We start from the raw sequence: 20,023 nt of genomic DNA on the forward strand, positions 1-20,023 counted from the left end.
ACAATTATACAAGTATTCTGCCACACCTCCAACAAAACAGAGACCTATTTCCCTCTAATACGGCGTTTTACACAAGGAAGGTATTCCAAAGCTGGCATCTTTGCCTTCGGAGCCGGGATGGTAAAAGAAAGCCTTATCTACAGACTGTTCCCTTGACATAATTAGCTCATATGTCCATAGTAAAGCGATAAAACTCGGTGCCTCCTGAATGACTAATTACTTTTCTGTACTGTCTGCCTCTGCTGAGCCACCAAGGGTAAAATGCTTACAAAGCATAGAGACCCTACTAGTGTACTATAGTCTGTTAGAATGAGACGCAACTATGCTTTTTATGCACATCTATTTAACATACTTTTTAATCTGATGACATTCTCCAATCTGGTTCAGACTTGGTTTTAGAAAAGGAGCCTTAAAACAGGAAGTAAAGGCGGTGCGGGCTGAAGTCAGGTACATTGTACCGATGTTGATTTCACAGTTATTGGCCCGGACGCTCGCAGGACCTCTGGATGCTGCGAGGTCTTTTTAGCTAACTGTAACATGGTAGCCAGCAGTAACTCCCCTCCTATCTTCCGAGGGTGCCCGAAGGGCGGGGTGGTATAGGCGGTCCTGAAAACTTCAGCCGATATTGTAGCCAGACTCAACAAACAACAGATTACCATTACCAAAACTGTTTCGGGCCTGTTTTGCAGAAAACAGGCCCGAAACAGTTTTACTTCACTTGCTTGGCTGATAAGTTGGCGCTTTCCGGCGGACCCAGGTAGCTTGGCTTCAGGCCACCGGCATCAATCACCAGTTTCTGTAGCACCACACCTGAATCCACCATCCAGAATTTGAGCACGTGCTCGCCGGATTGTTTCAACTGGTGCTTGGAGATGGTCAGGTTGATGTTGTTGGCCACGTTCCTGTTCCAGTCACGCTCAGACTTATCGGCGTGGATGTTGATGATCTGCGGGGCTTCATCGTCAAAGGAAATGGCGTAACGCAAGCCTTGGGTGTTGTGGAAGTTGAGGGTGGGCGATACCATCACCTGCACGGTCACCTCCCCGCCTTTTTGCAGGTGTACTTTGTACTGCAGGTGCGGACTGTTTCCGGCTGGGGTTTGGCTTGGGGCGGTAACCGGCATGGTGGTCACCGCCGAGGCAGTACGGCCCAGGTCCGGGATCAGCTGCCACTGCACACCGTTGCCGTTCACGGCATGGGTGTAATGTTCTGCGTTTATGGAGATGTAGCCGTTGCTCTCCACAAAGCCTTCTGAGGCGTTGAGGGCGGTCAACGCTGGTTCTACGGTTGCCTGTACCGTCACAGTTTTACCTTTCGGGCCAGTGATGGTCAGGGAGGCACGTTGCGAACCCGCCGGAACATTGGCCCAGTCTACGCTCACCCACAGACGCTGCTCTTTGGCTACGGTTCCTTTCTCCTGCGATACTTTCAGCCACGGGGCACTGGATTTGATGGTGTAATCAAAGGGCTGCAGTCCGCGGTTGAAGATCTCCAGGTAATGGCCCTGTTTCTGATACGGCGAGAAGGCCGGCAGTACGGGAGCTTCTTTCTCCTGCGGCCACCACGCCTTGGAGCCTTCTACGGTCACGCCCATGTCCGCGGCGGTGGGTACCGAGAGTTGCTTTACCTCCGGCATCACGTCTTTTTCGGGTTGTTGCCAGTAGGTATAGCTGATGTGCGTCTGCGACATCATGTGGTTCCACTTCCCGCCTGAAATGTTCTTGTGGTAATACTGCGTAAGCTCGGCATCTTTCTCGAACAGGCGCTTCACTTTGGCTGCGAGGTCATTGGTGGTGTTGCGGCCCTGCGCGGCATACAGGCGGTTAAGACCGGTAGTCACGTGCAACTCGTTCAGATTCGCGCAGGCTTTGATGGGGAATAAGATCAATTGGTAGTAAGCATCGCGGTATTCGGCGGGCAGCAGGCCATTGATGCGCTCGGCCTCCTGGGCCAGACGGTTGTAATCGGCTACCACCCTTTCGGCTTCCTGGTAATTGGTGAGGCTGTAGGTGTCAGGGGCCAATAGCTCGGGTTTGCGGCGGCTGTTGTACTTGGCGTATCTGGAGAGCAGTTGCGCAATGGCCGGGGCATGTTCTGGTCCAAACTGGCGCTCGGTCCAAAGCCGGGTGTATTCCTCCAGGCGCTCAGCGGGCCATTTTTCCGGGTTCCAGGCATAGTCCAGGAAGAACTCGGTGGGGAATTCCATGGGTTTGATGTCGCCCACGTTCACGATCCAGATGCGGTCGGCTTTGTGCTGGTAGGCCAGGTGCATCTGCTCCCAGATCCGGGGAATGGGGTTCGTGTTGAGCCATTTATAGTTTCTAGGGCCTCCTACGTAGTCAAAGTGGTAGTAGATGCCGTAGCCGCCGGAGTGCTGTTTTTCGCCTGGTTTGGGCAATTTGCGGATGTTTCCCCAGTTGTCATCGGCCAACAATAACGTCACGTCATCGGGTACGCGCATGCCTTTGTCATAGTAGTCCTGCACCTCTTTGTACAGCGCCCACAGCTGAGGCGTTTGGGAGGCGTCTTTGCCGGTCACTTCAGAAATGATTTTCCGCTGATCGGCCACAATTTTTTCCAACAACCCGATGTTGCTTTCCTCGCTCATGGGCTCGTCGCCGTCGCCGCGCATGCCCACGGTCACGATGTTCTCAAAGCCGTTCATGCGTTTGATGCCGCCGGTCCAGAACTCGCCCAGTTTCTCGGGGTTGGTGTTGTAGTTCCAGGGACCGCCCCCGTTGCGGCGCCACTCATCGTGGGCGCGGGCGAGCGGCTCGTGGTGCGAGGTGCCCATCACCACGCCGTACAAATCAGCGGTTTGCGGGTTGATCTTGTCGTCGTCGCTGAAGGCGCTGCCCCACATGGCAGGCCACAGGTAATTGCCTTTCATGCGCAGAATCAGCTCAAACACCTTCTCGTAGAATTTGTGATTGAACCCACCGAACTGCTCTTTCGCCCAGTTGGACAGCGCCGGAGCCTCATCGTTGATGAAGATGCCGCGGTACTTCACGGCGGGGGTGCCTTTGGTGTGGCGGCCCTCCTGCACGTACAGGTTCTCCTGTTGCTTCACCGGCACATCGGCCCACCAGTACCAGGGTGTCACGCCAATCTGCTGTGACACGTCGTAGATGCCGTAGATGGTGCCGCGCTTGTCGCTGCCCACAATCACCAGGGCCTCGTCAACGCCTTTCATGGGTTTCTGCACGGTCTGCACCACAAAGGTTTCCCACTTGCCGGCCAGGTCTTTCACGTCAAGCTTCTTGCTTTTCACCAGCTGGTCAATGAGCGGACTTTTACCCAGCGTGCCCACCAAAACCATGGTCTTCGACTTCGGAGCTTTTTTGCCAATGGTCAATGCAGGCTCGGCCTTGGTCACGCGCTGCACATCGGCCTGGAGGTCTTTCAGGGCCCTGATCACCCCCGGAAAATCAGCCTCGCTCACAAAGAAAGGCGCAGGTTTCCCGGCCTGGGCCAGCGGAAAAGCATTGCCCTTCTTCTGCCCCGAGATATACGAGACATCATCCAGGGCGAAGGCTGCCGGCACAAGGCTAAAGGTGATCAGAAACAGGAACAGCATCCGCAGACCGGTCTTCTTCCTAATCCGCGTTTCTGAGGTGTTTTTGGTAAAAGAGAGGTGATTCATGCGGGGATCATTCATTTATGAGGGAAAGTAATTCTTGGCGTTGTAGTAGCAGATGTCTTGCACCATCTTCCCGATCCAGGGAAGGTCATTGGGCAGCAGGCCGCGCTCCATTTCCTCGCCCAGCAGGTTACACAGTAGTCGTCGGAAATACTCATGCCGGGAATAGCTCAGGAAACTGCGCGAGTCGGTGAGCATGCCCACGAAACAGCTAAGGAGACCCATGTTGGAGAGCGCATCCAGCTGCTGGGTCATGCCGTCCAGGTTGTCCAGGAACCACCACGCCGAGCCGAACTGCATCTTTCCTTTAATGCCGCCGCCCTGGAAGTTCCCGATTATGGTGGCGAAGGCCGCGTTATCGGCCGGGTTGAGGTTGTAGATGATGGTTTTGGTGAGGCAGTTCTCCTTTTCCAGCTGGTTGAAAAAGGCAGACATGTTCTGGATCTGCCCATAATCCCCAATGGAGTCATACCCGGTATCGGGACCGTTCACCTGCAGCATGCGGCTGTTGTTGTTCCTGATGGCACCCACGTGGAATTGCTGCACCCAACCTTTGCGGTAGTACATGCGGCAGAGCTCCAGAAGCAGAAAGGCGGTGAACGCCTCCTGATGCTGCGCCGCCTCCCCGTCTTTCCCCGCCAGCACATCCAGAAAAGCATCCTCTAAATAGGCAGTTGACGCCGGAAGGGACGGCAGGCAAACCAGGCCGTGGTCCGAGATGCGGCAGCCGTGCTCATGGAAATACTGCACCCGTTTCTCCAGCACCTCCAGCAGCGTATCCAGGTTGAAAATCTCCGTGCCCGTGACGTTGGCCAGTAACCGGATGTAGTCTCTGAAGGCATCACCGCCCGAGAGGTTGAACACCTTGTCTGGCCGGAAAGATGGCAGCACTTTCGTTTTGAAGCCGTTTTCTGCTAATTGCCGGTGAAACGCCAGGTCATCCGTGGGGTCATCGGTGGTGCCCACCATCTCCACGTTGAAGTGCGTGAGCAGGCCCTGCGGCGTGAACTCCGGCTTCTGGAGCAACGCGTTGCAGTGCGCGTACACCTCGCCCGCGTTCCGCTCAGAAAGTAGCTCGTTCACCCCGAATGGGTTCTTCAGCTCCATTTGCGTCCAGTGGAAGAGCGGGTTGCGCAGCGTGTAAGGTACGGCCTCGGCCCATTTCAGGAACTTCTCCTCGTCTGTGGCATCGCCGGTAATATATCTTTCCTCAATGCCCAGGGTGCGCAGGGCCCGCCACTTGTAGTGGTCCCCGGCCAGCCAGATGCTGGTGAGGTTGGGGTAGTTCTGGTTCAGGGCAATGGCCTCCGGCGAAAGATGGCAATGGTAATCAATGATGGGCAGGCCTTTGGCGTACCCGTGGTACAATTCCCTGGCCGAGCGGGTCTGCAACAGAAAATCCTCCTGCAGGAAAGGTCCGGCAGAAGGTGAAACATTGCGGGAAGAATCTATAGATGACTGGATTGCGCTCTCCTGCATGGTAAGTTAAATTAGGATGCTCCGTAGATGGTTCTCTCAATGCCCATTTCCAGGCCGCGCAGCTCGGCTAACCCGCGCAACCGGCCAATGGCCGAGTAACCGGGGTTGGTGACTTTGTGCAGGTCATCCAGCATCTGGTGCCCGTGGTCCGGGCGGAACGGGATAGGCTCCTGCCGGGTGCGGTTAATGGCTACCAGCTCTTTCATGACGCCGTACATGTCCACGTCTCCGGCCAGGTGGTCAGACTCGTAGAAATTGCCGTCCTGGTCTTTCTTCACGTTGCGCAGGTGCGCGAAGTACACGCGGCTGCCTACGGATTTCAGAATCTCCACCGGGTTGTTGTGCCTGCCTGCGCCCAGGGAACCCGTGCAGAAACAGATGCCGTTGGGCGCCCGGTCTACCCGGTTCAAAATGAACTCCAGGTCCTCTTTGTTCGAGGCGATGCGCGGCAAGCCCAGAATAGGATAAGGCGGATCATCAGGGTGGATGGTCATTTTGAGGCCGTTTTCCTCACAAACGTCCATAATCGACTCCAGGAAATACGCCAGGTTCTCGCGCAGTCCGGCGTGGCCGATGTTCTTGTAAATGCCAATGCTCTCGGTGAGGTGCTCCAGCGAGATGTAGCCTTCCATGGGCACGCCCATCCGGATGATCTCGCTCAGTTCCTCCAGTTTTTCTTTGGAGTAAGTCGCATGTCGGTCCTTGGCTTGCTGCACCACCGCTTCTGAATAGTCCTGCTCAGCTCCTTCGCGTTTTAAGATAAATAGGTCAAAAACGGCTAGGTCGGCCCAGTCAAAGTAGAGGGCTTTCGCGCCGTTCCAGAGTTCCAGCGCCAGGTTGGTTCTGGTCCAGTCCAGCACGGGCATGAAGTTGTAGCAGATGATTTTAAGGCCGGCCGCGGCCAGGTTGCGGAGCGATTGGCGGTAGTTCTCCAGGTACTGCTCATAATCGCCGGTTCTGGTTTTGATGGATTCATGCACCGGCACGCTTTCCACCACAGCCCAGGTCAGGCCGCTTTCCTCAATGATGCGCTTGCGTTCCTGGATTTCCTCCAGCGGCCACACCGCGCCGTGTGGCACATGGTGTAAGGCACTTACAACGCCGGTGGCGCCGGCTTGTTTCACATCCTGCAGGGTCACGGGGTCATTGGGTCCGTACCATCTCCAGCTTTGTAATAGTGACATAAAATGATTCTTTAAATATGACGTATCCTTACCTGTACCTGGTAAGCCTATGGGGTTTGAGCAATTTCTATTTTGCCTGGGTTTTTAGGAAAATAGCCTTAAAACCCAGGCATTCTATTATTTGGCTTTCACTGTAGCCGAGGTTTCGTAGATCGGGTCTTTGCCTTCGTAATGGAACCAATCAAAGGTGGCTTTTCCGGTGGAAGGTTTCCCCTGGGAGGTGGCGTACATGCCCAGCGTTACGCCCACAAAACCACCAGCCGTACGCGTGCTTAGGAAAGTCGCGTCCACGTTGTCTTGCAGCAGCTTCCACTCCCCTTCTTTGGTGCCGTAGTAGAAAGCGTACTTACTGCCTTTGAACTCCACTTTCAGGTAGAGCGGCTTTTTCTGGTCATTTGGGTTCAAAGGAGCCTCGGCCAAAACGGTGGTCTCCGGGGTGCCGGGCTTGGTCGCGTCCTGCGACTTGCGCAGCTGCACTACTTCTTTGCCGTTGGCGATGGTTTTGCCCACTGCGTAATAATGCTTCTCACTTTGCAAAGCCACCACGCCGGCGAACTCATTTGAGGAGGAGGGTTTGAACTCCAATTTGATGCTAGCATTGCCGTGGTTGTGCTGTTGTCTTCTGGCGATGAACGAAGGGTTATCTGCGCCGGAAACCGTCTCCGGTCTCACATCCAGCGTCAAACTCCCGGCAGGTTTGCTCAGGCTGTACCACTGCGTACCCGGTGCCCTAAGCGTCAACCAATACAAAGGCAGTTTACTCTCCTTGAAATCTTCCCGATAGGTGAAGTTTCCGTTTACCGGAAGCTTTGGTTTCTTCCCTAAAGGTAATTTTGGCCGTGGGTACGAATACTGCACCTCCTCATGGCCGGGATTGATGATAGGCCAGCCGTCTTTCCACTCCACGGGGGCCAGGAAGGTTTCGCGGCCTATGTTGTAATGATCCTCCGCATCGTACGGACGGGTAGCCAGGAAAACGGACCACCACTCTCCGTTCTGCGTCTGCACCAAATCGGCGTGGCCGGTGGCAGAGACAGGGTTTTTCCGGTTGGCCGGTAGGTGGCGCTGCGTCAGGATGGGGTTGTTGGGGTTGGGCACATAGTCTCCGTCCACTTTCTTGCTTCTCAGGATCACCTCAGAGTGGTTCACGCTGGTTCCGCCTTCGGCCGCCATCAGGTAATAGTAACCGTCCTTTTTGTAGATATGCGGTCCTTCAATCCAGACCGGTTTTTTAGAGAAATCCACGCCGCCGTTTACCAGAATGATGGGCGCGCTGGTGGTTTTCAGGTTCTTATAGTCAAACTCCTGCATTCTTAAGGTGCGGTGGCCATCATATTGCGGCTTGTTGTCCGGCGCATCGCTGTTGTAGATGATGTAGGCTTTGCCGTTATCGTCAAAAAACAACGAAGGATCAATGCCCTGCACATCTTTGAGCCAAACCGGGTTTGACCAGGGACCTGCCGGGTTGGTAGCCGTTACCACAAAATTCCCGCCTGTGTCTATCAGGGTGGTGACCATGTAGAAGACGCCATTATGGTAAGAAAGCGTGGGGGCAAAGATGCCTCTGGTGATCCGGTGCTTCGTTAAGTTCAGCTGCTCGGGCCGGTCCAGGATATTCCCGATCTGGTTCCAGTTCACCAGGTCCTTGCTGTGGAAGATAGGTACCCCAGGGAAATAGGCGAATGTGGAGAGAATAAGGTAATAGTCTTCCCCTACCCGGCAGATAGCAGGGTCTGGGTAAAAGCCTGCCAGAATGGGGTTGTTAAACTTCTGATTGTCCTGTGCAAAGCTGGTCTGCTGCAAAAGGCCGAAGCAACAGGTAAGCACTAAGATTGCCTTTTTAAGAAGAAGACTTTTCCTTTTCATGTGTGTTTTTATAGAAATGAGCCAAAAATAGCCTATTGGTTTTCCTTTGCTGAAGGTACTTTACTCTCTTTACTGATCTGATTGGAGATGTGGAAATAATCAAAATCCACGTAACCGCCTGAGGCTTTAGTGGCATAGTTGAACAGCCCGAAACGGTATCCCATAAAGTGCGGAATGGTGTAGGCCATTTTCAACTCCTGGCCAAGCTTGGTCCAGGTTTTCCCATTGAGGCTGTAATAAAAGCTGGCTACGTCGCGGCGGTTGTTGAAATCACATTCTGCTTTCAGGTACACTGTTTTCCCGGTCAGGGGCACCCTGGCCTCCTCCACCGGACTCCCCGACTGGGCATTCACCATCACGAGATACTTACCGCCTTTCTCAGATTTAACCCCAATCAATCCATACCGCTGCTGCAAAAGGGCCAGACCGGCGAAATCCCCCTCCTTCATGTTGGTTACGTCCAGGACGGTTGCCCCCGTGCTTTCCGGCCCGATGGTGCGTTGGGTGAGGGTATTACGGGCCAGCAAAAAGTCATTGCCTACAGCACCGGTGGTCAGCCTGAGGTACCCTTTCCGCTGCGAAACCGACCAAAGCTGGTTGTCTGGGTTGTGGTTCCACTGCCAGACCAGGGGCAAGGCTGGATCAGTTTTCCCGCGGGTGAATTCATCAGAGGCTACAATCCCGGGGATCAGGCCTTTGCTGGCCGGCAGGTTCAGTTCATCCGGCACTTTGCCATCTGTTCCTAACACTGGCCAACCGTTTTCCCACTTCACCGGCACCAGATACGGAATCCGGCCTACGGCGCCATAATCCCGGAACAGGTAAGCAAACCATTCGCCGGTTGGCGTGTCAATCAGGCCGCCTTGGGCTACGCCTTTGTCCTGCAGCACTACCTTCCCTTCATAAGGTCCGGTAATCTTATCTGCCCGGTGAACAATTACGGTCCGCATGCCTTCTTTGGGCCAGGCGATGTTGAACAGATAATACTTCCCGTTCACTTTGAAAAGCTGCGATCCTTCAGCCGGGAGCCCTACATTGGGTCCGGCCGGGGCACTCGCGTTATCAATCAACACCCGGTCCGTTCCTTCCTTCGCACCGGACAGGTCTTCCTTGAGCTCCACCAACCTTAGTTTCCCGCCGCCATACACCAGATAGATGCGCCCGTCATCATCAAAGAACAAAGAATGGTCATGGTAAGACGGTTTAAAGGAAGACACTTTCCAGGGTCCTTTCTCCAGGTTTTTGGTCGTGTAGATGTAGGTTTTGCCCGTGGTCTGGGCGAAGGTGGTGACGTAGTAAGTACCGTTATGGAACCGCAGGCTGCTGGCCCAGGAACCTCTGCCGTAGGTGCTTTTCCCGTTTCTCAGGTTCAGTTCATCCACATTGGCCAGGGTGTCATAGGCGTAATTTACCAGTTGCCAGTTCACAAGGTCTTCTGACTTCATAATGGGCAAGCCCGGACTCATGTGCATGGTGGTACTGCTCATGTAATAGGTATCCCCTACCCGTATCACCGCAATGTCTGGCACATCGGCGTACACAATGGGGTTGGTCGCCTTCTGGCCTTTTGAGGGCAAGGCCATGAAGAGGTAAACCAAGACAAGAGAAACTATCTGCAGGAAGTGACTTTTCATTTTTAAGATGTTTTCTTAAAAATAGGGTTAAAGGCGAATATTACTTTATCTAAAATCTTCAGGCGAGGGAAGCAGGGTAGCTTCCTCACATTTCCCCTTTGGGATACCAAATACAGGAAGCTTTAGCGCACAACTTAAGGGATTGTTTTACAGCTTGTTTGAAGAAAAAACTTCCTAAACGTGTTTTGAGTAACGCAATAAAACGATTGGCTGCTCTTACTGGGCAGCCAATCGTTTTCAAATGATTTTTCAAGATTATAAATAACCAGGGTTTTGATAAGCTGCCTTTTCAGCGGCGCTCATGGCCATGGCATCCAATTGACCTTGCGGAATGGGGCGCAGGTAATGATGCGGTTGGATAGAGCGCGTTACCCTAACCGGGTTATGGTCTCCGTAGGCGTTACCGGCAATTTCATAAGTTGAGGCAAACTCTTCCCATTTCTGGGTTCTTACCAGGTCAAACCAACGGTACCCTTCACCATAATACTCACGTGACCGCTCGGCCAGGATATAGTTGATATCAATGGTGGTTGGGGTGGCCGCAACCATGGCTGCACTGTTGTCTACCACCTTGGCGGTATTGCCGTTGTTGTCCCAGCGCCACTTACCTGCCCGGGCCCGGATCACATTGATCAGATCATAGGCGGTTTTGCCAGGCTGAGGGGCGGCACCCTTCACAGCAGCTTCCGCGGCTATAAAGTACAGCTCAGAGAATTTAGCGATGTTGAACGGACGGGTGCTCCCGGCATTCGGCTGTCCTAGACCAGTACCATTATCAGTGCGGTAGGTGCCAAGTTTCCAAAGCTTAGGATATACTATGCGGCTGATGCCCCGTGGTGAGATCACAAAATCGGCTCTGCCGGGCAACTCACCGGCCCCTACATTGCTTCTGCCGGCTCCGGTTGGGTAAGCAATTGGCGTAGCTGGCTCTTCATCCAGGAAGGTCAGGATAGGCTCACCAGGTCTTACCTGCAGGCTGTTGGCGTTGTATACCACTGGTGCCGCAATACCGCCTTTTGGCCAGTTGCCTCGGTATACGGTGGTGAAGGTACCATCGTAACGCGAATCATTTGTTTTGTCAGCAAAGGTATTGGTAATCACACCAATAGTGGGCGCCATACGGGTCCAGGGACGTCCGTAATGCTGGGCCGCCTCCCGCTGAACAGAACTGATAACTTCGGTCCAATCCGGTTTGGTGGCGCTTCTGATGTTGGTATAGTTCCAGGTCATCATCCAACCGGCAAAGTTATCAGGGGCACCACCGCTCCCAAAGGTAAGGCTACCAGCATTATAGAACTCACTCTTCTCGGTGTGGTCGGCGTACAGCAGCATCTCACTGTTGCGGTCGTTAGAACCCACGTTCACGTCATAGTAAGTGGGCTGCAAACCAAACGGACCCGGATTGTCAATGGCGGCGGTGGCCACGTCATAGGCTTGCTGGAAATACCATTGAGCATTATGACCATCTGGATCGGTTCTGTTGGCCTCCGGGTAGGTAGGGATGTTCCTTGGGTTCTCCAGCCACCAGGCATACGTTAGATAGGCTTTAGCCAGATACAGACGGGCCAGCGTTTTGGTGGCACCACCGGTCACCCGGCCTCTCTCTGGTAAATCATTGATGGCCGTAAGCAGATCCGGGAAGATGGCTTTGGTGTAAACCTCAGGCACGGTGTTACGCACCGAGGTTCTGCCGGCATTGGTGTTGAACTTCAGTTCCCCGGCCCCTAAATCCAAAGGCACCCCTCCAAACGTCTGCACCAATTGAAAGTAGTCAAACGCCCGGAAAAACCTGGCCTCAGCTATCAGGGCCTGCGAGATGGTTCCAACGGCGCCGGCATTCTCAATAATACCGTTGGCCGTGTTGATATTGGAGAAGGCGGCTCCCCACAGCACGTCGGCCCGGCTGTTAGACGCAGTGATAATCCCCTGGTCAGACATGTCCATCACCTTGAAGTTCTCGTCCGCATCACGGCCGTAGGTAACTTCATCGGTACCGGTAAGGGTGGCGTTGTAGTAGTAGGCCTGCCCGTAGATATAGCGCAGGTGGGCGTACATGGACGTTAATCCGCCGTTTACACCTCTCTCTGTTTGGAAAAACTCGGGTGTATAAGTGCTGCGTGGCTCTTCTTCTAAAATATCAGAGCATCCCGCCAGAAACAGCGTCACTACGGCGGTTCCTATTAAAGTCTTTATTCTAAAACGTTTCATTCTTCTCTTTTTTAGAAAGTGAGATTTAAACCAACCAGATAGGTGCGCGTGGCAGGTGCATTTGTACCTATGGTGAGCAAACGAGGCTGGTAAGCACTGGTTACTGCCGCATTTTCGTTTCCGTAGGAGTTGGTTTCAGGGTCCATACCAGATTCTTTATGGTAAGGTGAGAACATTACAAATGGGTTCTGGGCGGTAGCGTAAAGCCGCAGTCTGCTTACCCCCACGCCTTTCAGCCAGGCGTTGTTGTCAAAGTTATAGCCCAGGGAGATGGTGCGTACTTTCAGGTAAGAGGCATCAAAGTAGCCCAGGGTGGTACCGTATTTAGGGTTGTCACCGCTCATCACCCCGCCTGGTTTGGGGTAGTCCGCATCCCTGTTCTCCGGGGTCCAGTAGTCTACTTTCACGTTACCCCGGCGTCCGCTCATCATATTGAGGTAACCAGAAGATCCGTAAAGCGTGCTGATCAGGATTCCGCCACTTTGGAAAGCACCTACTGCGCTCAGGTCAAATCCTTTGTAGGCCACGCGGGTATTGAAACCTCCCTGGAAATCTGGGTTCACATCCAGGATCTGGCGGTCCTGAGGTCCGATTGCTCTGGTTGGGGTACCATCCGGGTTGTATTCGCCGGTATATCTTACTTTGATCATCCCCGCGTTTCCTCCTGGCTCCAGAATGTTCCGGTAAGGATCCTCTTCCTGCCAAAGACCTATTTTCTCGTAGTCGTAGATCACGTTGATGGGCTCCCCTACAAACCACCAGTTAGCTTCGTCCCTGGTTGAACCGGAGGCCAGCGATACGATCTTGTTGCGGTTGCCGTACATATTGACTCCCGCCTCCCAGGTCCAGCCGTTAAGGTTGTCCAGGATCACGCCGTTTAATGAAAGCTCCACCCCTTTGTTCTGGGTAGCCCCAATGTTCTGCACCACGGTGTTCACCCCAGAGGTGCTGGGCAGGTTAACTCTCAGCAGGATGTCTTCTGTGTTGGTGACATAGTACTCAACCGTACCAGACAGGCGGTGATTAAATAAGCCGAAGTCCAGACCGAAGTTCCAGGTCTTGGAGAACTCCCACCCTAAGTTAGGGTTAGGCACCTCCGTTACGTACAGACCGGTTTCATAGTCATCCGGACCGAAGTTGTAAGGTCTAGTACCCAAACGACCAAGGGTGGCATAGGGGCTTACCGCCTGGTTAGAGGTTCTTCCGTAACCCACCCTTAGTTTGAGCATGTCAATCAACTTCACATCCTGCATAAAGGCTTCTCTGGCAATGTTCCAGCCAACGGATACGGCAGGATACGTGTGCCATTTATAGCCAGGGGCCAGCCTTGAGGAACCATCTGAGCGCACGGTGGCGGTTAACATGTACCGGTCATCATAAGAATACATGGCACGTCCCATCCAGGACATTAAACCACTCTTAAAGTAGTCACCAGGATTGGAGATCACGTTGATTTCACCGGCAGACTGGCCCAGGTTGTAGAACTGGAAAGCATCTGACGGAATATCCCTGGCAGTGATGGTGGCTCTGTTGAATTTGGTATCTGAAGCCGAGTACAACCCTACAACGTTGATCATATGCTTCTCAGCAAAAGTGCGGTCATAGGTTACCAGGTTCTCAATGGTCCAGTCAGTGGTGGTGGAGTTGCTGACAGAAGCCGTGGAAGGTGTGGTGGCAGTGGCGCTACCAATACCCATGGCGGTATAGGCGCCGTTATTACTCTGGCGATAGTTCAAGCCCAGGTTCACCCGGTACTTCAAGCCCTGGATCCCAGGAATCTGCACCTCACCGTACAGCGTATTGTAGGTACCAAAAGCTCTGGTTTCATTCAGCCAGCTATCGCTTAAATCCTCCACTACATCCCTGGTATAAGCCCACTGCTCATCCAAAGGCATTCTGATGGTTCTTTTCAAGGTTCCATCTGGGTTATAAGGGTTGGCAATAGGCGACATGCTCAACACCCCGTACAAGCCCACGTTAGATCCTTCGGTCACGTTGTAGTTATTGTAGGTAGTGAACCCGAAGCGGAGATGTTTTCCCACTCCCTGATCCAGGGCACCACGTACTGAGTACCGGGTAAATTGCTGGGATGGAATCACCCCTTCTTCTTTATAATAACCCGCGTTGAAGTTGTAACTTCCCTGCTCTGTACCCCCTGAAACCCCTAAGTCATGGTTCATCTGGATACCGGTTCTGTATAACAGGTCCTGCCAGTCGGTGTTCACTTCATCAGACTCATCCAGGGCATTGTTGTAGATTCCGGCTGTCTTGCGGAGCGCGGCAAACTCAGGACCGCTCATCATAGGATACTTGGCGAATAGTGTTTTAGCTCCCACAAAAGTGTTGTAGCTCACCTGGGCTTTCTGGCCTTGTTTTCCGCGGTGGGTGGTCACCAGGATTACCCCGTTGGCTCCACGTGAACCGTAGATGGCAGTAGCAGAGGCATCTTTCAGAATGTCCACACTGGCGATGTCATTGGGGTTGATATCCCCTATTGAACCGGCAAACGGAATCCCGTCCAATACTACCAGTGGCTCGTTGCCGGCCGTAAGGGAACGCGTACCCCTGATTCTGATCTGGGTGGTGGCACCTGGCTGGGAAGAGGATTGGGCAAACTCCACACCGGGCAAACGGCCCTGCAAAGCCTGCGAGATGTTGGCCGAGGGCACTTCGCGCAGAGCCTCTCCTTTGATGGAAGCCACTGAACCGGTCACCGCTTCTTCTCTTTGCACACCGTATCCCACTACCACCACTTCATCAATGGTCTGCTGGTCGGTGGGCAAGGTCACGTTGATGGAGGTTCTGTTGTTGATGGCTACTTCCTGGGTAACGTACCCAATGAAAGAGTACACCAGGGTTCCGGTTCCATTGGGCACTGAGATGGTGTAGTTCCCTTCTACATCGGTAGGAGCAGCGGTGGTGGATCCTTTCAGCAGGACTGTCACGCCCGGCAGACCACCTCCGGCATTGTCAGTTACCCGGCCTTTTACCGTTAAGCCGCCTTGGGCGAAGGAGGGCAAACTTGCCATGAGGGCCACCACCAGCAGGAACGCCAGTTTAAGGATTTCCAATTTCCGAAGGCGCAAAATGGAAGATCTGGGGTTTTGGGTAATATTACCTTTCATACATAAGATTGTTAGGTTGAATGTGCAGTTAAGGGTAAGGGAAAGTATATGTTCAAGTAAGAATTGGGTATTCACTATGCTGCAAGGCGGGTCAGGTTTACCTGGCACCACCCCTCTCTTTCCGGGCCTGAGCACATCCACTTGGATTTTTAGGCTTTCTTGTTGGCTTAAGCCATGTTTTACTGCTTACTGCCGTCACCTTTGGGGATCTGAAATCCCCATCCTCTCCTATGCTCTTCACAAACTTGAATATAATTTTCTAAGATTGCAACCGATTTCATAATTTTTTTCAAAACTCCTTTCATGATTTAGCCCTTGATTTTAAAAATATGGAAACAAAAGACTTATTGTTTCTTTTTTACCCGCGCCATTAACCCTTCAAAATAGTTTACAGCCGCATTATTCTTCTTCATAAGCCAACTTTCCACCCTTACCTACCTCGTAATAGAGGTTTTAAAGCTACTTTTCAGGCTTTGGCCTAAAAGAGGCAACCCCAATTCAGGCGTAAATCCCTATATTAAAATCTGATACTTTTAAATAATTGAAACCGATTTCATATATTTGTTATCGAACGAAGAGAATAACATGGAGAAGGAAATCACCATTTATGATATAGCGCGGGAATTAGACCTTTCTCCCACCACGGTAAGCAGGGCTTTGAATGACCATCCGGCGGTCAATCATAAGACCAAGCAGCGCATCTCAGAGGCGGCCACTCAGATGGGCTATCGTTCAAATATGTTCGCCAGCAACCTCCGGAAGCAGCGCACCAACACCATCGGCTTGATTGTCCCTAGACTGGATAGTCCTTTTCACTCTTCGGTGATTGCGGGGATGGAGAAAGTAGCCAACGAGGAAGGTTATAACCTCATTATCAGCCAGTCACTGGAGACCATGCAGAAAGAGAAGGCCAACGCCAATGCCATGTTCAACAGCCGCGTTGACGGACTACTGGTGTCCCTGTCTTTTGAGACCGAGAACCTGGACCATTTTGAGAGCTTTATCTCCAAAGGCATTCCGGTGATCTTCTATGACCGCGTGGCCGACCATAAAGACTGCACCAGCATTGTGATAGACAACCTGCAGGCTGCCTACAAAGCCACCTCGCACCTCATTGAGCAGGGCTGCACCAACATTGTGCACATCACGGGTAATCTTAAACGGAACGTGTACGCAGACCGCCTCAAAGGCTACAAATACGCGCTGGTGGACCATGACCTGCCCTTTACAGACAGCAACGTGATCATCAGCCAGATGACGGAAGAAGCAGGGAAAGAAGCGGCCCAGCAGATTCTCCGCATGGACCCGCTCCCCGATGGCATCTTCGTCTCCAACGATCTCTGTGCAGTGAGCTGCATCAAGGCCCTGAAGAAAGCCGGGGTTTCTATCCCCAAGGACATCGCGGTGATCGGGTTTAACAATGACGCCATCTCGCGGGTGATTGAGCCCAACCTGACCACCGTCAATTACCCAAGCCAGGAAATGGGCGAAGTGGCCTTGAAGGTGCTGCTGGTACAGATGAACGGCACCGGCGAGCGGATTCCCGGCAACACCATCCACCTGCGGTCTGAACTGATCATCCGGGAATCATCCCTGAGGAGCAAAGCCAGTACCAAGAAAAAAGCGGTCATCTTGTAAGCCTCCGGCGCCACCTCCTTCAAAACAGTGGTTTGCAAAGGAACGGCGCCGGATTCTTTTCAATAGATAATGCTCTTACAAGCTGTTTTAAGCCCGATTTTCTTTAAACAGCCCAGAAACACCCCCTAAGCCAACCTAACAAACGCCCCCTTTGCCTATGAACCTAAGCAAGAAGTTTTTCAGTCTCGCCCTGCTGGTGGTCCTCTTTCTTTGCCAACTTCCCTCCCGAGCCGAGGATGGTTACCGCCTATGGCAACGCTATGACCTGGTGCAGAACAAAGGCCTCCTGAAACAGTACCGCAAAAGCTTAGGCGAAGTGGTGGTGCAGGGTGCCTCCCCTACCCTGACGGTGGTGAAAGACGAACTGGAGATGGGTCTGGGCGGACTTCTGGGTTCAAAGGTGACCGTCTCTGACCAGGCCTCTAAAAAAGGAGGATTGGTAGTCGGCACACCCGCTACCTCTTCCCTCATCAAAGAACTGGGGCTGGACCAGAGATTGAAGGAAGTGGGCCAGGAAGGTTTTCTGCTGCTTTCACAGAAACACAAAGGAAACAACTACACCGTCATCGCGGCCAACTCTGAGAAAGGGGTTCTGTACGGCACTTTCCACCTGCTGCGCTTGCTGCAGACCCAGCAGAGCCTTGGGGCCCTAAACGTAAGCAGCAGCCCCAAGACCAAACTGCGCATCTTAAACCATTGGGACAACCTGGACCGCACCGTGGAGCGCGGCTACGCCGGATTCTCCATCTGGGACTGGCACAAACTCCCTGACTATATTGACCAGCGCTACATTGACTACGCCCGCGCCAATGCCTCCATCGGGATCAACGGCACCGTGCTCACCAACGTGAACGCCAACTCGCTGGTGCTTACCCCGGAGTACCTGGTCAAAGTAAAAGCCCTCGCCGATACTTTCCGGCCGTACGGCATCAAAGTGTACCTGACCGCCCGCTTCAGCTCGCCCATTGAAATAGGAAAGCTCAAAACTGCCGATCCGCTGGACCCGGCGGTTAGAGCCTGGTGGAAAAGCAAAGTGGACGAGATCTATACCTACATCCCAGATTTCGGGGGATTCACGGTGAAGGCCAACTCAGAAGGGCAGCCCGGCCCGCAGAACTACAAGCGCTCCCACGCCGACGGCGCCAACATGCTGGCCGAGGTACTCGCGCCCAGAGGCGGAATTATGATGTGGCGCGCCTTTGTGTATGACAACAACGTACCCGATGACCGCCACAAACAAGCCTACACCGAGTTCAAGCCGCTGGACGGCACTTTCCAGGGCAACGTGCTGGTGCAGGTGAAGAACGGTGCCATTGATTTTCAGCCGCGTGAGCCGTTTCACCCGTTGTTCGGGGCCATGCCCAAAACGCCGCTCATGATGGAGTTCCAGATCACGCAGGAATACCTGGGCCAGGGCACGCACCTGGCCTACCTGGCACCTATGTTCAAGGAAACGCTGGCTACTGACACCTACGCCAAAGGCAAAGGCTCCACGGTGGGCAAGATAGTGGACGGCTCTCTGGACAACCACCCCATCTCGGGCATGGCGGGCGTTTCCAACATCGGGAACGACAGGAACTGGACGAGCCATCCTTTTGGGCAAGCCAATTGGTACGCCTTCGGCCGCCTGGCCTGGGACCATGAACTGACCTCTGAGGGCATTGCCGAGGAATGGATCAAAATGACTTTCTCCAACGCCCCGGCCCAAATTAACCCTATCAAGCAGATGATGATGGGTTCGCGCGAGGCGGTGGTGAACTACATGACACCCATGGGCCTGCACCACCTCATGGGCTGGAGCCACCACTACGGACCCGGTCCCTGGATCAAAGACAAACCCCGCGCCGACTGGACCTCGGTGTACTACCACCGCGCCGATGAGAAAGGCATAGGCTTTGACCGCACCAAAACCGGCAGCAACGCTTTGTCACAGTATGCCCCTGAGGTACAGGCCCAGTGGGGAAATCCCGCCAACTGCCCAGAAGAAGTGTTGCTGTGGTTCCACCACGTAGCCTGGGACGCGAAAACTAAATCCGGACGGACGCTGTGGGATGAGTTGTGCTACCGCTACTCTGGGGGTGTGGACTCCGTAAGAGCCATGCAGAAAACCTGGAACTCTCTGGCCGGACAAGTAGATAAGGAAAGGTTTGAGCAGGTGAAACAATACCTGGCCATCCAGGAGAAAGACGCCCGCTGGTGGCGCGATGCCTGCCTTTTGTACTTCCAAACGTTCTCCAAAAGGCCTATTCCGCAGGAGCTTGAGAAACCGCAGGGTACTTTAGAGGAGTTTATGAAAATAGAGCCCAAATTCGCTCCGGGCATCTGATAAAGAACTTAACACAAGAAAACATGTACCACCACAACACCCCCCCCACCAAAACAGCCATTGTCACGGGCGGCGGCTCAGGCATTGGCCTGGCCATTGTAGAGAAATTCATTCAGGAGAACATCAAAACCATTGTCATTGGCCGCGATGAGCAGAAACTGGCCAGCGCCAGAGAGGCCTTCGGGGAACTGTGCGTGACCATTTCCCATGACCTGAGCGACCTGGCCGGCATCCCGGCCCTGGTGGAGCAGATCAGTAGCGAGCACGGCAGGATAGACATCCTGGTGAACAACGCGGGCATCAACCTGAAGAAGAACTTTGAGGAGGTAACCGATGAGGAGTTCCAGCGCATCCTGCTCACGAACGTGACGGCGGTGTTCGCCCTGAGCCGCGAGGTGGTGAAAACCATGTTGCCGCTGGGCGCCGGCGCCATCGTGAACATCAGTTCCATGGCCTCGCAGTACGGTTTACCCAAAGTGATTGCCTACACCGCCTCCAAATCGGCGATTGAAGGCATGACGCGGGCCATGGCGACCGAGTTGTCACCCAACGGCATCCGGGTGAACTGCGTGGCCCCTGGGTTCATCGCCACCGCCATGTCGGCCAAAGCCCTGAACAACGATCCTGAGCGCAAGAACAAGGTCATGGGCCGCACGCCCATGGGCAAACTGGGCACTCCCGCCGATGTAGCAGATGCCGTGTACTTCCTCTCCACCGATGGCGCCAAATATGTAACGGGCACCGTACTTCCGGTGGATGGCGGCAATTCCATCGGGTTCTAAACCACAACTTCTTTAAAGCGAAACCTTCTACCCGTTTCAGACCTGATTATTCAGAATCGGGCCTGAAACGGGTGAGAATCACCTTCCTTTTAAAGAATGTTCGTTATTAATTTGCTTATGCCAACGTTGGCATTTATTATT

The 20,023-nt window shown here is 53.5% G+C and carries 10 protein-coding genes; 3 read left to right on the plus strand and 7 right to left on the minus strand.

All coding sequences use genetic code 11. The features are described from left to right. Positions 1-709: 709 nt before the first annotated feature. From J3P35_RS14820 to J3P35_RS14850, 7 genes are all read right to left on the minus strand, one after another. Complete coding sequence (locus J3P35_RS14820) at positions 710-3,643, minus strand: glycosyl hydrolase 115 family protein (protein WP_246850228.1); 2,934 nt, start codon at positions 3,641-3,643, stop codon at positions 710-712. A gap of 15 nt (positions 3,644-3,658) precedes the next feature. Beyond that, positions 3,659-5,119, minus strand: coding sequence for a glucuronate isomerase (uxaC, locus tag J3P35_RS14825; protein ID WP_210465350.1), 1,461 nt, complete (start codon positions 5,117-5,119; stop codon positions 3,659-3,661). Between the two features lie 11 nt (positions 5,120-5,130). Further along, a complete protein-coding gene (gene uxuA / locus J3P35_RS14830; protein ID WP_210465351.1) occupies positions 5,131-6,303 on the minus strand; it encodes a mannonate dehydratase in 1,173 nt (390 codons plus the stop codon). Positions 6,304-6,420: 117 nt separating this feature from the next. After that, positions 6,421-8,106 carry a glycoside hydrolase family 43 protein gene (locus tag J3P35_RS14835; protein WP_246850229.1) on the minus strand — a complete coding sequence of 562 codons (1,686 nt, stop codon included), beginning with the start codon at positions 8,104-8,106 and terminating at the stop codon, positions 6,421-6,423. A 95-nt stretch (positions 8,107-8,201) separates the two neighbouring features. Continuing rightward, entirely contained in the window at positions 8,202-9,752 is a 1,551-nt protein-coding gene (locus J3P35_RS14840; protein WP_394371293.1) for a glycoside hydrolase family 43 protein, read from the minus strand. Positions 9,753-10,058: 306 nt separating this feature from the next. Then, positions 10,059-12,011: a RagB/SusD family nutrient uptake outer membrane protein gene (locus J3P35_RS14845; protein ID WP_210465354.1), complete on the minus strand. Its 1,953-nt coding sequence runs from the start codon at positions 12,009-12,011 to the stop codon at positions 10,059-10,061. 11 nt (positions 12,012-12,022) lie between these two features. Next, positions 12,023-15,136: a SusC/RagA family TonB-linked outer membrane protein gene (locus J3P35_RS14850; protein ID WP_210465355.1), complete on the minus strand. Its 3,114-nt coding sequence runs from the start codon at positions 15,134-15,136 to the stop codon at positions 12,023-12,025. Between the two features lie 585 nt (positions 15,137-15,721). Here J3P35_RS14850 and J3P35_RS14855 point away from each other — a divergent pair. The 3 genes from J3P35_RS14855 (at position 15,722) to J3P35_RS14865 (ending at position 19,882) form a co-directional block, all read left to right on the plus strand. After that, positions 15,722-16,774, plus strand: a complete 1,053-nt coding sequence (locus J3P35_RS14855) for a LacI family DNA-binding transcriptional regulator (RefSeq protein WP_210465356.1) — start codon at positions 15,722-15,724, stop codon at positions 16,772-16,774. Between the two features lie 157 nt (positions 16,775-16,931). Beyond that, positions 16,932-19,100, plus strand: a complete 2,169-nt coding sequence (locus tag J3P35_RS14860; RefSeq protein ID WP_210465357.1) for an alpha-glucuronidase family glycosyl hydrolase — start codon at positions 16,932-16,934, stop codon at positions 19,098-19,100. Positions 19,101-19,123: 23 nt separating this feature from the next. Next, positions 19,124-19,882, plus strand: coding sequence for an SDR family NAD(P)-dependent oxidoreductase (locus tag J3P35_RS14865; RefSeq protein ID WP_210465358.1), 759 nt, complete (start codon positions 19,124-19,126; stop codon positions 19,880-19,882). Positions 19,883-20,023: the final 141 nt, after the last annotated feature.

Origin of the sequence: Rufibacter roseolus, assembly GCF_017916365.1 — a bacterium.
GTDB classification, from domain to species: domain Bacteria; phylum Bacteroidota; class Bacteroidia; order Cytophagales; family Hymenobacteraceae; genus Nibribacter; species Nibribacter roseolus.

Excerpts from the sequence above, each read along its gene's own strand:
- J3P35_RS14820 (WP_246850228.1), bottom strand. The coding sequence starts at position 3,643 with ATGAATCACCTCTCTTTTACCAAAAACACCTCAGAAACGCGGATTAGG.
- uxaC (WP_210465350.1), bottom strand. The coding sequence starts at position 5,119 with ATGCAGGAGAGCGCAATCCAGTCATCTATAGATTCTTCCCGCAATGTT.
- uxuA (WP_210465351.1), bottom strand. The coding sequence starts at position 6,303 with ATGTCACTATTACAAAGCTGGAGATGGTACGGACCCAATGACCCCGTG.
- J3P35_RS14840 (WP_394371293.1), bottom strand. The coding sequence starts at position 9,752 with ATGGCCTTGCCCTCAAAAGGCCAGAAGGCGACCAACCCCATTGTGTAC.
- J3P35_RS14845 (WP_210465354.1), bottom strand. The coding sequence starts at position 12,011 with ATGAAACGTTTTAGAATAAAGACTTTAATAGGAACCGCCGTAGTGACG.
- J3P35_RS14850 (WP_210465355.1), bottom strand. The coding sequence starts at position 15,136 with ATGAAAGGTAATATTACCCAAAACCCCAGATCTTCCATTTTGCGCCTT.
- J3P35_RS14855 (WP_210465356.1), top strand. The coding sequence starts at position 15,722 with ATGGAGAAGGAAATCACCATTTATGATATAGCGCGGGAATTAGACCTT.
- J3P35_RS14860 (WP_210465357.1), top strand. The coding sequence starts at position 16,932 with ATGAACCTAAGCAAGAAGTTTTTCAGTCTCGCCCTGCTGGTGGTCCTC.
- J3P35_RS14865 (WP_210465358.1), top strand. The coding sequence starts at position 19,124 with ATGTACCACCACAACACCCCCCCCACCAAAACAGCCATTGTCACGGGC.